At 57.4% G+C, this 13,563-nt stretch carries 16 protein-coding genes and 1 pseudogene; 9 read left to right on the forward strand and 8 right to left on the reverse strand.

All coding sequences use genetic code 11. From position 1 onward, the window contains the following. Positions 1–187 precede the first annotated feature (187 nt). From AC1Q6Y_RS23255 to AC1Q6Y_RS23275, 5 genes and pseudogenes are all read left to right on the forward strand, one after another. Positions 188–874 (forward strand): hydrolase, encoded by a 687-nt coding sequence (locus AC1Q6Y_RS23255; protein ID WP_008020170.1) that lies wholly within the window; start codon positions 188–190, stop codon positions 872–874. A gap of 164 nt (positions 875–1,038) precedes the next feature. Then, a complete protein-coding gene (locus AC1Q6Y_RS23260; RefSeq protein ID WP_057716631.1) occupies positions 1,039–1,440 on the forward strand; it encodes a helix-turn-helix domain-containing protein in 402 nt (133 codons plus the stop codon). A gap of 205 nt (positions 1,441–1,645) precedes the next feature. Beyond that, a complete protein-coding gene (locus AC1Q6Y_RS23265; RefSeq protein WP_057715327.1) occupies positions 1,646–2,065 on the forward strand; it encodes an organic hydroperoxide resistance protein in 420 nt (139 codons plus the stop codon). Between the two features lie 32 nt (positions 2,066–2,097). Continuing rightward, positions 2,098–3,111, forward strand: a complete 1,014-nt coding sequence (locus AC1Q6Y_RS23270; protein ID WP_057715326.1) for an alpha/beta hydrolase — start codon at positions 2,098–2,100, stop codon at positions 3,109–3,111. Between the two features lie 196 nt (positions 3,112–3,307). Further along, positions 3,308–3,928: pseudogene (locus AC1Q6Y_RS23275) on the forward strand (tyrosine-type recombinase/integrase). 84 nt (positions 3,929–4,012) lie between these two features. Here AC1Q6Y_RS23275 and AC1Q6Y_RS23280 read toward each other — a convergent pair. Continuing rightward, entirely contained in the window at positions 4,013–4,330 is a 318-nt protein-coding gene (locus tag AC1Q6Y_RS23280; RefSeq protein ID WP_057715325.1) for a winged helix-turn-helix transcriptional regulator, read from the reverse strand. A 73-nt stretch (positions 4,331–4,403) separates the two neighbouring features. On the opposite strand from AC1Q6Y_RS23280, the gene AC1Q6Y_RS23285 reads away from it, so the two are divergent. Beyond that, positions 4,404–4,973 carry a carboxymuconolactone decarboxylase family protein gene (locus AC1Q6Y_RS23285; RefSeq protein WP_057716630.1) on the forward strand — a complete coding sequence of 190 codons (570 nt, stop codon included), beginning with the start codon at positions 4,404–4,406 and terminating at the stop codon, positions 4,971–4,973. Here AC1Q6Y_RS23285 and AC1Q6Y_RS23290 read toward each other — a convergent pair. Next, on the reverse strand, positions 4,936–5,163 hold the full coding sequence (locus AC1Q6Y_RS23290; RefSeq protein WP_057715324.1) for a hypothetical protein: 228 nt from the start codon (positions 5,161–5,163) through the stop codon (positions 4,936–4,938). The genes AC1Q6Y_RS23285 and AC1Q6Y_RS23290 overlap by 38 nt on opposite strands. Positions 5,164–5,577: 414 nt before the next feature. Between AC1Q6Y_RS23290 and AC1Q6Y_RS23295 the strand changes: the two genes are divergently transcribed. Next, on the forward strand, positions 5,578–6,147 hold the full coding sequence (locus AC1Q6Y_RS23295; protein WP_057715323.1) for a lipid-binding SYLF domain-containing protein: 570 nt from the start codon (positions 5,578–5,580) through the stop codon (positions 6,145–6,147). A 182-nt stretch (positions 6,148–6,329) separates the two neighbouring features. Here the strand turns inward: AC1Q6Y_RS23295 and AC1Q6Y_RS23300 are convergent, their stop codons facing one another. The 4 genes from AC1Q6Y_RS23300 to AC1Q6Y_RS23315 all read right to left on the reverse strand — a co-directional run bounded on the left by AC1Q6Y_RS23300 (position 6,330) and on the right by AC1Q6Y_RS23315 (position 9,083). Further along, entirely contained in the window at positions 6,330–7,247 is a 918-nt protein-coding gene (locus tag AC1Q6Y_RS23300) for a bifunctional helix-turn-helix transcriptional regulator/GNAT family N-acetyltransferase (protein WP_057715322.1), read from the reverse strand. Between the two features lie 179 nt (positions 7,248–7,426). Beyond that, complete coding sequence (locus AC1Q6Y_RS23305; protein ID WP_057715321.1) at positions 7,427–7,852, reverse strand: GNAT family N-acetyltransferase; 426 nt, start codon at positions 7,850–7,852, stop codon at positions 7,427–7,429. A gap of 78 nt (positions 7,853–7,930) precedes the next feature. Continuing rightward, positions 7,931–8,257, reverse strand: coding sequence for an isochorismate lyase (locus AC1Q6Y_RS23310; RefSeq protein ID WP_090454865.1), 327 nt, complete (start codon positions 8,255–8,257; stop codon positions 7,931–7,933). A 217-nt stretch (positions 8,258–8,474) separates the two neighbouring features. Beyond that, positions 8,475–9,083, reverse strand: a complete 609-nt coding sequence (locus AC1Q6Y_RS23315) for a TetR/AcrR family transcriptional regulator (RefSeq protein WP_492625237.1) — start codon at positions 9,081–9,083, stop codon at positions 8,475–8,477. A gap of 172 nt (positions 9,084–9,255) precedes the next feature. On the opposite strand from AC1Q6Y_RS23315, the gene AC1Q6Y_RS23320 reads away from it, so the two are divergent. Further along, positions 9,256–10,995 (forward strand): FAD-binding protein, encoded by a 1,740-nt coding sequence (locus AC1Q6Y_RS23320; protein WP_492625238.1) that lies wholly within the window; start codon positions 9,256–9,258, stop codon positions 10,993–10,995. Then, positions 10,992–12,011 carry a zinc-dependent alcohol dehydrogenase gene (locus AC1Q6Y_RS23325; protein WP_492625239.1) on the forward strand — a complete coding sequence of 340 codons (1,020 nt, stop codon included), beginning with the start codon at positions 10,992–10,994 and terminating at the stop codon, positions 12,009–12,011. The genes AC1Q6Y_RS23320 and AC1Q6Y_RS23325 overlap by 4 nt, the downstream gene beginning before the upstream one ends. Before the next feature lie 37 nt (positions 12,012–12,048). Here AC1Q6Y_RS23325 and AC1Q6Y_RS23330 read toward each other — a convergent pair whose 3' ends face one another. Next, positions 12,049–12,855: an SDR family oxidoreductase gene (locus AC1Q6Y_RS23330; RefSeq protein WP_090454869.1), complete on the reverse strand. Its 807-nt coding sequence runs from the start codon at positions 12,853–12,855 to the stop codon at positions 12,049–12,051. 8 nt (positions 12,856–12,863) lie between these two features. Next, positions 12,864–13,391: a VOC family protein gene (locus AC1Q6Y_RS23335; protein ID WP_492625240.1), complete on the reverse strand. Its 528-nt coding sequence runs from the start codon at positions 13,389–13,391 to the stop codon at positions 12,864–12,866. Positions 13,392–13,563: the final 172 nt, after the last annotated feature.

The following is a 13,563-nucleotide window of genomic DNA, read 5'->3' on the forward strand; positions in this document are numbered from 1 at the left end:
TTTATGGCTTATAAATGAGCCGACAGGAGCGCAAAAATGCGCCACCGACAGGCGCCTTGTTTCGTTATCTTTTGCTCGTCCTCAAGCAATGACGCTGAGGAGTGCACTCGTGGCTACGGTAATGCCTGCAAGGTGCGGGACCCGAGACTTGTGCGATTGAACATCATCGAGCTGAAAGGAAACAAAAATGAGCAATCCTAAAACTGAAGTCCTGACTCCGCTTAATAGCCAACTGATCTTCATCGATCAGCAGCCACAGATGGCCTTCGGCGTTCAGAGCATTGACCGGCAAACGCTGAAAAACAATACCGTTGCCTTGGCCAAGGCAGCGAAGATTTTTAATGTCCCCACCACCTTCACCACGGTTGAGACAGAAAGCTTCTCAGGTCACACCTACCCCGAGCTACTCGCTGTGTTCCCGGACGCCCCGCTGCTGGAGCGCACCTCCATGAATTCCTGGGATGATCAGAAGGTACGCGACGCACTCAAGAGAAATGGTCGCAACAAGATCATCGTCTCCGGCTTGTGGACCGAGGTATGCAATGCCACCTTCGCCCTGTCGGCAATGAACGATGCCGGCTATGAAATCTATATGGTTGCAGATGCCTCCGGCGGCACCACCAAAGAAGCCCACGATTACGCCATGCAGCGCATGATCCAGGCCGGCGTGGTACCGGTGACCTGGCAGCAGGTGCTGCTGGAATGGCAACGGGACTGGAAGAACCGCGACACCTACGACGCCGTAATGGAACTGGTAAAGGAACATTCTGGTGCATATGGCATGGGCGTCGACTACGCCTACACCATGGTGCACAAGGCGCCTGAGCGCGTTCAGCATGGCCCCACCCTGGCGCCTGTCGCTGCATCTGTCTGAGCCATCGCCAGCCCCTGCCCTGGGGGCTGTTCACAGACTTGCGAAGGGTGCGCAGTCGACTGAACCGAGTCAACGAGCCTGGCCTGGCCCCCCTGGGGATTTCCAGTGCCCAGCGCTGTTCGAGTCAGGCGCTCGCATCCTGTTACCTGGATTAAGGGATGTGTATGAACAAGGACAAATCTACCGTGCTGGCGACTCTCACACTGGCTTCGACAGGGCAGCTCAAATCCTGGCAGATAAGAACTGCCAAACAACTGATGCTGGACAGGCTGGATACCGGCATTTCAGTGACTGAACTAGCCGAAGCTTGCGCATTGTCGCGCAGTCACTTCTCACGCAGGTTCAAGGAAAGCACCCGGATGTCCCCGCAGCGATGGCTGCGTGAACAGCGGGTCATGAAGAGCAGAGAGTTATTGAAGGCTTCCACGATGTTGCTCACAGAGATCGCGCAGGAATGCGGCTTCAGCGATCAATCTCACTTCTGCCGTACATTCGTGAAGGCTGAAGGCATGACACCGAAGGCTTGGCAGCAACAAGCAATCTGCCCGATTCCGGTCGTTGCTTGAGACGGTAAGGCATCATCAACGCGCGGGCGAGCCCAAGCGGACTGAGGTGTAACCCCCTTGAAAATCAATTTGTTACAGCTATCGACGATTTTTTATAAATCTTGCGCGCTAAATTATTGAGCGGCAACTTATTGCACATTGTTATAACGCAAACATTTAAATCGCTAACAGAATCCCTCGAAGACATTCAAAAGTGAGGAAAGCCATGAAAGTTCTCTACACCGCAGTCGCAACCGCAACCGGCGGTCGTGATGGCCGAGCCATCTCCAGCGACAAGAACCTCGACGTGAAACTGGCCACTCCGAAGGAATTGGGCGGTGCCGGTGGTGATGCCACCAACCCTGAGCAACTGTTCGCCGCTGGTTACTCGGCCTGCTTCATCGGTGCACTGAAGTTCGTCGCCAGCCAGAGCAAACGCAGCATTCCAGCCGACGCCTCGATCACTGCGCGGGTCGGCATTGGCCAGATCCCAGGCGGCTTTGGCCTGGATATCGACCTGAACATCAACCTGCCAGGCCTGGAGCACGCCGATGCACAAGCGTTGGTGGAGGCGGCCCACCAAGTGTGCCCGTACTCCAACGCAACCCGTGGCAACGTCGATGTCCGTCTGCACGTCACCGTCTAACTTCCCGCCTCACGAGAAACAGGAGATATGAAATGAACGTTTTGACCAAAACACTCGTCGGCTCGCTCCTTGCCTTGTCGATCGGTAACGCATTCGCTGACTCTGGCGTCGAACACAACACCCAGGCATTCCTCGATGCATTGAACTCAGGCAGTGGTAAACCCATCGAGCAGCTTTCGCCGAAGGACGCCCGTGCGGTACTGACCGGCGCTCAGGCCGGGGTAAAACTGACACTGCCCAAGGCGGATGTCAGCGAGAAGACCATCACCGTCGACGGCCAGGACATCAGCTTGACCATCGTGCGTCCGGCGGGTGTGAAGGGGACCTTGCCTGTGTTCATGTACTTCCACGGCGGTGGCTGGGTGCTCGGCGACTTCCCGACCCATGAGCGCCTGGTGCGCGATCTGGTCGTCGGGTCCGGGGCGGCGGCGGTGTTCGTCAATTACACCCCGTCCCCTGAAGCGCACTACCCGACGGCGATCAACCAGGCCTACGGGGCAACCAAATGGGTGGCCGAGCACGGCAAGGAAATCAATGTCGACGGTAAGCGCCTGGCGGTAGCGGGCAACAGCGTCGGCGGCAACATGGCAGCCGTGGTCAGCCTGATGGCCAAGGATAAAGGTACCCCGGCCATTAAGTACCAGGTGCTGCTGTGGCCAGTGACCGACGCCAACTTCGAGACAGCGTCGTACAACCAGTACGCCGAGGGGCACTTCCTCACCAAGAACATGATGAAGTGGTTCTGGGACAACTACACCACCGACCCCAAGCAATGTGCCGAGATCTACGCCTCGCCGCTGCGCGCTACCACTGAGCAGTTGAAAGGCCTGCCGCCAGCGCTGGTCCAGACCGCGAGTGCCGATGTGCTGCGTGACGAAGGGGAAGCCTACGCTCGCAAACTGGACCAAGCTGGCGTGCCGGTCACTGCGGTGCGCTACAACGGCATGATCCATGACTACGGCTTGCTGAACGTGGTCAGCCAGGTTCCGGCGGTACGCTCTGCAATGCTGCAGGCTTCCGAAGAGCTGAAAGTTCATTTGAAGTGACCCCCACTCAAGACCGGAGATGTATGCAATGAACTGGTAATCACCGCCGGAAACGAAAAGCCCGCTAAACAGCGGGCTTTTTCGTTTCCGGTGTAGCGTTAGCAGCCCTCCGCCAAGGGCACCTATGGGTAGGATAGCGACCATCAGCCATTGTGACTGACCCACCCTTGTCCTCCCTCAACCTGGAGGACGAGCCATGAACACTATTGCTAGATACAGCCATCAGCCTTGGAACAAGGGAAAGCTTGTCGGGCAGAAAGCCCCGCTTCGAGTCAGAGATATCTGGGCCATCCGGGTCAGACTTCAGCTTGCTGAGAAGACGCGTGATTTGGCGCTCTTCAACTTGGCCATCGATAGCAAGCTGCGTGCCTGTGACTTAACCAAGTTGCGAGTCCGAGACATCGCCCATGGGGAGCATGTGTCGTCATGAGCCATCGTGATGCAGCAGAAAACTCAGCACCCAGTGCAATTTGAAATCACTGAGCAAACCCGAACGGTTCTGGAGGCTTGGATGCATCGGGCCCATCTCCGCAGTGAGGACTTCTTGTTCTTGAGCCGCTTGCACGCCTCAGACCATCTTTCCACCAGGCAATACGCTCGAATAGTCAAAGCGTGGGTGACAGCCATTGGTCTTGATCCAACCATGTACGGTACCCACACGCTACGGAGAACCAAGGCATCGTTAATCTATCGCAGGACGAAGAACCTGAGAGCTGTCCAACTCCTGCTTGGTCATACGAAGCTTGAAAGCACTGTCAGATACCTGGGAATCGAGGTCGATGATGCCCTGGAAATGGCAGAACAAACGGAGGTCTGATCATCCATAGTGACGGTCGATGCTAGACCGTCGCTATCCGACCCAAAGGGGACATTTCGCCGAGAATCAAACGCTATTTTTACTCTACGAATTGGCCCATTTATTGGCGAACCTGTAGAGAGGTAAGAACGAGTCCGATAGCTCCTTACCCAGTGGTGTTAGTCCATAACCGCCATCGTTTGACTCGATGAAGCCCGCCTCTCGGAGCTCATTGACTCTGCTTTGCAAAACGGTGGGCGAGATATCGCCACACGCGCTTCTCAATGCACGGGAACTCAGTGAACCGTGCTGAAGCTCCCAGATAATCCGCAAGGCCCATTTTTGTCCGAGCACATCCAGGAGCGCCATGATCGGACGACGCCCGTCTAGCATTCGTGAATCCAAGTTTTGCTCATCACTCATAATTATGGCCCTTGTGTGCTACTTATTGTGTAGCGAATACTGGTGCTACATATTTGATAGCGGAGGGTACACCGTGGCTCGAATTCAAGCACTCAGCAAACCCTACACAGAAGAACTCCAGGCAACGTTCGACAAAATAATGGGGGAGGGTGTCCCACCACTGTTGTTGTTCACGACCATCGCCAGCAGCGAGAGGGCGTGGCGCAAGTTCAGGGGCGGTTCATTGCTGGATGGAAACCTGCTGACGCTTCGTCAACGGGAACTGATCATCAACAGGGTCTGCGCGCGTACTGGATGCGAATATGAGTGGGGTGTGCACGTTATGGCTTTCGCTGAGAGCGCCGGACTGACCAGAGACGATATCGGCCACACGCTGGACCATCCACTCCGGGCGGAATACTGGAAGGAAGAAGAAGCGGTGCTGCTGGCTACGATCGATGCCCTGCACGATCGCGCTACATTGACCGAAGCGGAATTTCAGGCCGCCCGAAAGTACCTCGATGACAATCAGATTCTTGAAGTGCTCATGCTGGCGGGCTTCTATCGAACGGTATCGTATATTGCCAATAGTCTGGCTCTTCCGCTTGAGCCAAACGCGGCGAGGTTCAGCGAGTTTCGTCATGAAACCGCGCAATCGTCTTAGGCTCACTGTCCGCTTCTGGCTGTGGATTCAACCGGTCGATCGCCTCCAAGGCGTCGCGTACGTTGTCGGCGACCTCAGCTGACCCACGCTGCTCAACCCAGTTGGATAGTTCCAGGATGGCGGCTTCGAGGGCGAGTTGGTTTTCGTTGATTTTGAGAAGCAGGGAGGGGAGCAGGTCAAAATTAGGCATCGCGGATCCTCGGTTATGAGGTGAGCGTAGCACCAGGCAGAAAAAGCAAAGCCCCGAAGGTTCGCGGCTCCGGGGCTTCTATTTTCGCCCCCATCCCTTAATGTTTGGCGAACGTGGCGCGAAGATTACCAGTGATGTACTAGCGCATCACTACTGCGATAGGTGGATTGTGTTCCGTTGGCACGACGCCGGAGAGCGGGTGGAAGCTGTCTAAAACCACTGCGATCTATTTTGGTTTTGCTGGGCCGATCCGAAGCGTTCATCGCATCGTATTTGACCAAACGCTTAGCAGGGCTAAAGTCCAGTTGTTTGTGAGCACGACGCAATAAAGGTCGGACCTGTTAGACGTTAACCAGCAACGGCTGTCGTCACGCAGGTTCATCAGTGGCGGGGGGTAGAAAAAGAGTATTCCTCATGATCAAACACCTTCAAATAATGGCATTGGTTTCTATCTTCGCGATCGTTGCGGGGTGCCAAACGGATCAATCGACTTCCGCCTCTGGTGCGAAGGCTGCGAACGCTCAGATGGATCAGGAGGCAAAAGCGGCGTTAAAGAGTTTATATATCAGTACGCCGGAAGCGCGTGTCTTAGCGCAGAAAGCCAAGGGTATCCTCGTTTTCCCGGATGTGCTGAAAGCGGGTCTCATCGTCGGTGCACAGCATGGCGAAGGCGAATTGATCGAGAACGGCAAAGTCACGGGATACTACTCGACCACTGCAGCATCATACGGTCTTCAGGCGGGCGCGCAGAAGTTTGGTTACGTGATGTTCTTCATGACCTATTCAGCGATGAACGATCTGAAAAATGTTAATGGCTTTGAGGTCGGCGTGGGCCCAAGCATTGTGGTCGTAGATTCAGGCATGGCTAAGTCGCTGACTACTTCAACGGCTCAGTCTGATGTTTATGCGTTCATCTTTGATCAAAAGGGCTTAATGGCCGGGCTGGGACTGCAGGGTTCAAAAATTACTAAGCTCGATCGTTGAACCCGTCGGTCGGTCGCTTCAGCTGGAGGCTCGAGCGACAGCTAGCGAGCCTCCTCGTTGCCATCAGGAATGCGGAGTTGGTCAAACCACAGCCAACGAAAAAATTACAGGTAGAAAGAGGTGTGGTTTCGACCCATTGCGGACGGTGGGCAACACCAACACTTTCAGTGTCGTCAACGCCACTACAAGTCCCGAGCCCAGGTCTGGCTGACGAGGTCTTTTCCGAAGCTGTGTACCTGTTCTTCTTCGACCAGTTGAAAACCTGCTTTCTGGTATAGCTTTCGGGCATCGGAAAGCACGCTGGTTGTCCAGAGGATCATGCTCTTGTAGCCCACATGGCGTGCAAATCGGAGACTCTCTTCCAGCAACCGATTGCCGATTCCCATGCCTCTGGCACTCGCATCCACATACAGCATCCGTAGCTTGGCGGTCGTCTCATCATGTCTGACGACAAAGACCGAACCGATGACCATGCCATCTTTTTCCGCGATCCAGCACCGTTCGCAAGACTGATCGAACTCACGAAGGTATTTGGCGACGATTTCCGCCACCAGCGCTTCGAACTCCGTATTCCAACCGTATTCGCGGGCATAGAGTTGAGCTTGCTGCTGAACGACAATGCCCATGTCACCCGCTCGTGGATCGCGCAGAAGGTAGGAGGGATCCCTGTCGCCCAATTGCGTCTGTATCCGTCTCATGGCTTGGATCAATTGCTCTTGCTGTGGCTCAGGCAAGCCTTGCAGCATCACCACGACTTCTTCACGAGCGGCTTGCTCCAGCGAGGCCAGCACGGTACGACCTGGATCGGTGAGCTGGATTTGAGATGCTCGGGCATCGGTTGCCGAGCGAGTCCTGCTGATCAATCCTTTTTTCTCGAATCCGCCGATGACGCGGCTGAGGTAGCCAGCATCCAGGCCGAGCATATGGCAGAGGTCTGAACTCTTCAGGCCAGCACTGGCGCCCAATTCATAAAGGATGCGTGCCTCGGTCAAGGAAAACTCGGCTTGCAGCAGGTGCTCTTGCAGGGCGCCGATCTGCCGGGTGTAGAAACGGTTAAAGCGGCGGACTGTGTCAGCGCGCTCCATGATGGTTGCGGTCATGAAAACCCCATATAGTTGCTTTTGGCAATTATATTATTGACTTAGGCAACCATGTCAATCCTGCGATGGTCAGGTGCAACGGCAGTTTACGGTTAAGACGTATTGGGTCTGACCGTCTGCTTTTGGCCGATTGCTGCCTGCTACAAGGCGCAGCTATCGGCCCAAGATCCAAATCGCGATCAGCACAACGACTTCTGGTAATAGAACCGGGTATGTCCCGGTGGATAATCTGCCAGGCGGCCGAATTCGGAGTAACCAAGTTTTCGATAAAACCCGGGTGCCTGAAAGCTGAAAGTCTCCAGCCAGATACCAATACAGTGCTTTTTCTGCGCGACTTCTTCAGCCATGCGCATTAGCCGTTCTCCGATACCCTGGCCACGCATCGACTCGGGAACGCTGACAAGATCGATGAGCAGCCATCGATAAGAGACCTTGCCGTACAATCCGCCAATGACTTCGTTACTGTCTGGGTCTCGTAGCAACAGAGCAAATGTTTCATGTGCGTCGTCTCCACCGTTGACCTGGTTATGGGCCAGCAACGGGGTCAAAATTCCCAGCCGCTCTGCTTCAGTAGCATTTTCAGAAAGTTGGATTTCTACAGACATGGTGCTCTCCCTGAGCGGTGAGTAACCGGGTCAACAAGGTATCCCAGTCCTGTCACCCCATGGCGGACAGTCCGGACACTAGAGTCCGGTGTTGGATTGATGAGCCGCCCAGTGTTTCATCTCTTCTGCAATGAAGTGGTTCACCAGGTCACTGTACATCCTCTCGATTGCATCCGGGCTCAGTCCCTCAGCCTCGGCCCACTCGCGTCTTGTCGCCAACATGGCCTTGAAACGCTCCGGAGCACGCACCGAAGTCACTGAGGTCTTGTACTTCGAGGCAGCCAGTACGTAGTGAAAACGCTTGCCCAACAGTTTGATAACAACCTGATCAAGGGCATCGATTTCACGTCGAATATCCTCCATTCCTGCACACTCTTCGGGCTGCAACTGATTGATGACGTCCATGTAGGTGACTCCGGTTACTGAAAAATTCGTGGGCCTTTGGAAGAAGTATCGGCGCCGGCTAAGGCGGATCGGCGAACTCTTTAGACTAAGTTAATCGATAGGGCAGTGGGTGAGGGTGACGGTGTTTGAGTGACAGCTGATAGTTGCCTGTCACGAATTTTTTCATCGAGACAATCAGGACTCGCTGAATTTTCGGCCAGAAAACCGGATTAATCTCTTACTCAAGAGTCCTGCAAACAAGTGTCGGCTGAAGCATTGCCAGTTGCTCACGAATTGCATGTTCATCGGCAGGAACAAGACAGTACGCGAGCCCGATTCGACTGATCAGCGCGATGATGTTCTCAAGCGACGCGACAGACCTGTTGTTGCGTTCGACATAACGACGATAGGGCTCTTCCAGCAAATCACGCCACATCGGTGCGATGTTTTCGAGGATGTAGGTGAACACCTCCAAGGTTGAGTTCTTCGTCAGATAGCTGTGGTGGAAGCCGCCGTTATGACGATCCAGGTAGCGTACGGAGAAACACACGCACTCTGTGAGATAGGCCTCGAAGTCATCTTCGAACTCATTCAGGGAGCGTTGCATTTCCTCAAAAAAGGCAGCGTTCTCTGCACTGACGACAGCCTGAATCAGCTCCTTCTTGGAACCAAAATACCGGTACAGGGTGCGTCGCGAGATGTTGGCACCGCGGGCCACGTCATCGATCGAGAAACCTTCGGCGCCCTCGGCAATCATCGCATCGAGGGCGGCACGCAGGATCAGCGACCGGCCATCACTGGCGTTTTCCATCCTGCTGGCATCACCCCAGCGTAATTGTCGACTCATTTGCACCTTCACACGCTCGGGGGGCGGGGCGGGCATTCGTGCCCGGCCCTTGGGAAAAGCAATTGAGCCCGATTTTCACATGGCATGGCACAAAAAGCCATTTCGTGCCAATCTCTGGCACAGATAATAATAAGTGTGACATAGGGTCGGCCATTTAAAAGGAGGCATAGCCATGACCAGTAATCAGCAGGACTCGAACCGGGACGATGAGTTTGATGTGGTGATTGTCGGTTCGGGCGCCGGCGCCTTGACTGCAGCACTGCGAGCGCACGACAACGGCTTGTCGGTACTCGCGATTGAAAAGAGCGATGTCTATGGCGGTACCACGGCGGTATCCGGGGGAGGGATCTGGATTCCGTGTAACGACCAGATTGCCGCACTGGGGGGCAGCGATTCATACGACGAAGCGATCAGCTATCTGCGCGAGGTGGTTGGCGAAGATTTTGATCAGCAGCGCATCGACGCCTATCTCGACAATGGTCCGAAAATGGTTGAGTACCTGGCACGTCAGGCGCGCACGAATTTTCGCGCGGTGCCGCGCTACCCCGACTACTACCCGGACCGTAAAGGTGGCAAGCCCGGCTACCGCACCATGGAGCCGGCCCCGTTCGACGGGGCACGCCTGGGTGAACACTTCGAGCTGTTGCGGGCAGCTTCGCCGGCGACCCTGATTGGCGGGCGTATCGCCATGACCCAGGTCGAGGCCCACACCATCCTTGCCAAGGAGCGCGGCTGGTTGCTGCTGACCGCCGGGCTGGCGTTGCGCTACCTGAGTGATTTTCGCTGGCGTCGCCGCAGCCGGCGAGATCGCCGCCTGACCCTAGGTAACGCCTTGGTGGCGAGCCTGCGCGCAGCCTTGGCCGAGCGGGGCATTCCCTTGTGGCTGCAAACCTCGATGCAATCATTGCAACTGGATGAGGGCCGGGTGGTTGGCATCGATGTGCTGCGCGAGGGTCGCATTCAACGCCTGCGGGCGCGGCACGGTGTGGTGCTTGCCTGCGGCGGTTTCGAGTCGAACCAGGCGATGCGCGAACTGTATCTGCCCCGGCCCACACAGGCCCAATGGACGGCGGCGCCGCCGATCAACCATGGCGACGGCATTCGCGCCGGGCAGGAGGCCGGCGGTGCGGTGGCGCTGATGGAACACACCTGGGGCGCTCCGACAGTGAAGGTGCCAGGGGAGTCGAGCCAGCGCGCCCTGTTCGTTGAGCGTGCGGCGCCCCGTTGCGTGATGGTCAATCGACTGGGCCAGCGCTTCGTCAATGAAGCCGCGCCCTACACGGACATCATCTATGCGATGTATGCCGACCATCAACGCACCCAGGCCAATGCACCGGCCTGGCTGGTATTCGATGCCGAGTACCGCAAGCGCTATCCCTGCGGTGTGTTGCTGCCGGGCAGTGTGCAGCCGGACAGCAAGATCCCCGCCGGCTGGCTCGACAATGTGATCTACCGCGCCGAAACACCGGCCGAGCTGGCAACCAAGATCGGCGTCGACGTCGCCGGGCTCGAAGCCACCCTCGTGCAGATGAACCAATACGCCGCCGCTGGCGTTGATCCGCAGTTCGGCAAGGGTGGCAACCTGTTCGACCGCTACTACGGTGACACCACCTGCAAACCCAACCCCTGCCTTGGCCCGATCGATCGCGCGCCGTTCTATGCCTTGCGCATCGATCCGGGCGAGCTGGGTACCAAAGGCGGACTGCGCACCGACGCCTGCGCGCGCGTGCTGCGCCCGGACGGCTCGGCCATTGCCGGCTGCTATGCGGTGGGCAACACCTCGGCTGCGCTGATGGGCAAGACCTATCCCGGCCCCGGTTCGACCATTGGCCCGGCGATGACCTTCGCCTTCATCGCCGCCGATCACATCGCCGCCGAATCGGCGTCAGCCACCAACAGGACTCAACAATGAACCATGTGATGAAACAGGTACGACTCCACGGCCCTCGAGACCTGCGGGTGGACGAAGTCCCTTTACCATCCCCGGGTGAGACAGATGTGCTGGTCGAAGTCGCCGCGTGCGGTGTTTGCGGGAGTGACCTGGGCTTCTATGAGAGCGGGGGCATTCGCCGCGATGGGGCACCGATGCCATTGGGGCATGAGTTCTCCGGGGTCATCCGCGAGGTGGGCACGGCGGTCGTCCACTACCGGCCCGGCATGCGGGTCGTGGTCAATCCCATGGCCAACGGCGCGATGATCGGCGTGGGCAGCGATGAGGGGGCGCTGGCGAACCTGGTCCGGGTGCGCAACGTAAACAGCGGCCCGATTCTGCATCAACTGCCCGCGAACCTTCCCCTGGAGGTGGCCGCCCTCGTCGAACCGCTGGCGGTGGCCTTGCACGCGGTCAATCGCTCACGGGTGACGGCCGGTGAGTCCGTGCTGGTCCTTGGCGCCGGGGCCATTGGCCTGGGAATCGTCGCGTGCCTGAAGGCCCGGGGCATCAGCCAGATCGCTGTGGCTGACCTGTCTGCCGGGCGCCTGGAGATTGCTGCCGGGCTGGGGGCGAATCTGACGCTCGATCCGACACGAGACGACCTGTGGAGCGAACTCGCACGGGCCCATGGCAGCGTGCCGACTTTCCTGGGGACGCAAGCGCCCGCGACCCAGGTGATCTTTGAGTGTTCAGGGGTGAGCGGCGTGCTGCACGAGGCCATCGCTAGGGCCCGGGATGCCGCCCGCATCACCGTGGCAAGTGTCTACAAGCAACCGCAGGCTTTTGACTTCTCGATCCTGCAGGTCAAGGAACTCGAACTGATCGGCACCCTGTGTTATCCCACGGAGTTCGCGCAGGCACTGGAACTGCTGGCATCCGGCGCATTCGATCCGGAGTCCATGATCAGCCACCGTTTCTCGCTCGATGACGTTACGCAGGCTTATAAAACGGCGGCTGACCCACAGCGGTCGGCCAAAGTCATCATCAAGCCCTGAACCGTCGCACGGCCGGCAATGCCGGCCGTGCTGTTTATCAGAGGTGCCGGGCCGGGCCTGCGGGTGCAGTGGCCGCCGCATAGATCTCGGAAATAGAGGGATTGCGCCGAAGCGTCTGTCCGCCGCTGACATGAATGACCTGACCGGTCACGAAGCTGGACTCGTTGCTGGCCAGCCAGAGTGCCGCATCGGCCACGTCGGCGGAAACACCACTGCGCCCGAGGGGGATTTCGCGGTGATAGAGGGCAGCGATAGACGGGTTCAGCAGCCCGCCACCCGACATCGGCGCATCGGCAACACCACCGGGGGCAATGGAGTTGGCCCGGATCCCGTGCTGACCGAATTCGTGAGCGATGCAACGGATGACGTGGTCGATGCCGGCCTTGGTGCCCATGTACGCGGCGTGGTTGTCGAACATGATGCTGGCCGTGACCGACGAGATCTGGATGATTGATCCCCCCGTCGGCATATGACGCAGCAGTGCCTGAAAGTACTGGAACGGGCCGGTGAATTGCACCGCGTTCATTTTCTCCAGGTCTTCGCGGCTGTGTTCCAGGAACGGCTTCAAGAGCCCCCAGCCCGTGGCATTGACGCCGATGTCCAGGCCGTTCAGGCACTGCTTGCTCTGCGCCACCAGATCGTCGACCTCGGCCTGCGAGGTGATATCGCACGCCAGCCAAGGCACCCCGAGTGACTGTGCAACCGCCGCCACTGCATCGGCGCGGCGCCCTGAAACCAGCACGCGCGCCCCTTGTTCGACATAACGTCGAGCCACGGCTTCGCCGACGTTGCCAGGTGCCACACCCAGCACCAATGCCGCTTTACCTTCAAGTCGTTTCGACATGCTGTCCCTTACGCCCCCACATCAATAATGTGAACCGGATCCGTGCCATCCCAGTGCCTGGCGGCTTCAATGCCCTGCTGGATCAACTCGCGCATTCCAATCCCATGGATGATTTCGTAAAGCACTCCAGGCTCCGAATGGTTTTCCAGATAGGCCACGCGGGTCGTCGGGTTGCTGGCTTTAAAAACCATCTGCAAACCGGTCGCGGTCAATCGCGCCAGCGTCTGGTCGAAATCATCGACGACCCAGGCGACATGGTGCATCCCCCGGATTGGCTGACCTTCAGCATCGCGATAGGGCGACTTCGCATCGTTGGTCACCTGGATCAGCTCGATCTGGATATCCCCTTGATACGCAAGCCCGACATCGATCGTGACAGTGACCGGCTCACCTCGATACTTGCCTTGGAGGCTGACGTTGCGAAAGAGCGTCCAGGGCCCGACACCGAGATGCTGTCGCCAGCGTTCCATGCTTTGTTCCAGGCTCTCGACCAGATAACCGATCTGACTGATCGGACCAAGCAATGCACTGCTCATGACGCCTCCTTGGGAGTGATGTCATTGGGGAAAGGCTACTGACGAAGGTTCAGCCCGGGGTTGGGCTCTGTGACGCCAGTGGTGGTTATGGCACAAAAATCAAATTGTGCGCCAAGCATAATGGCACAAAATTGTTTATGTGTGTCACGCCGATCGAGGGAGTAGGGTGAGC

Source organism: Pseudomonas sp. GW823-FHT06E10, assembly GCF_058794995.1.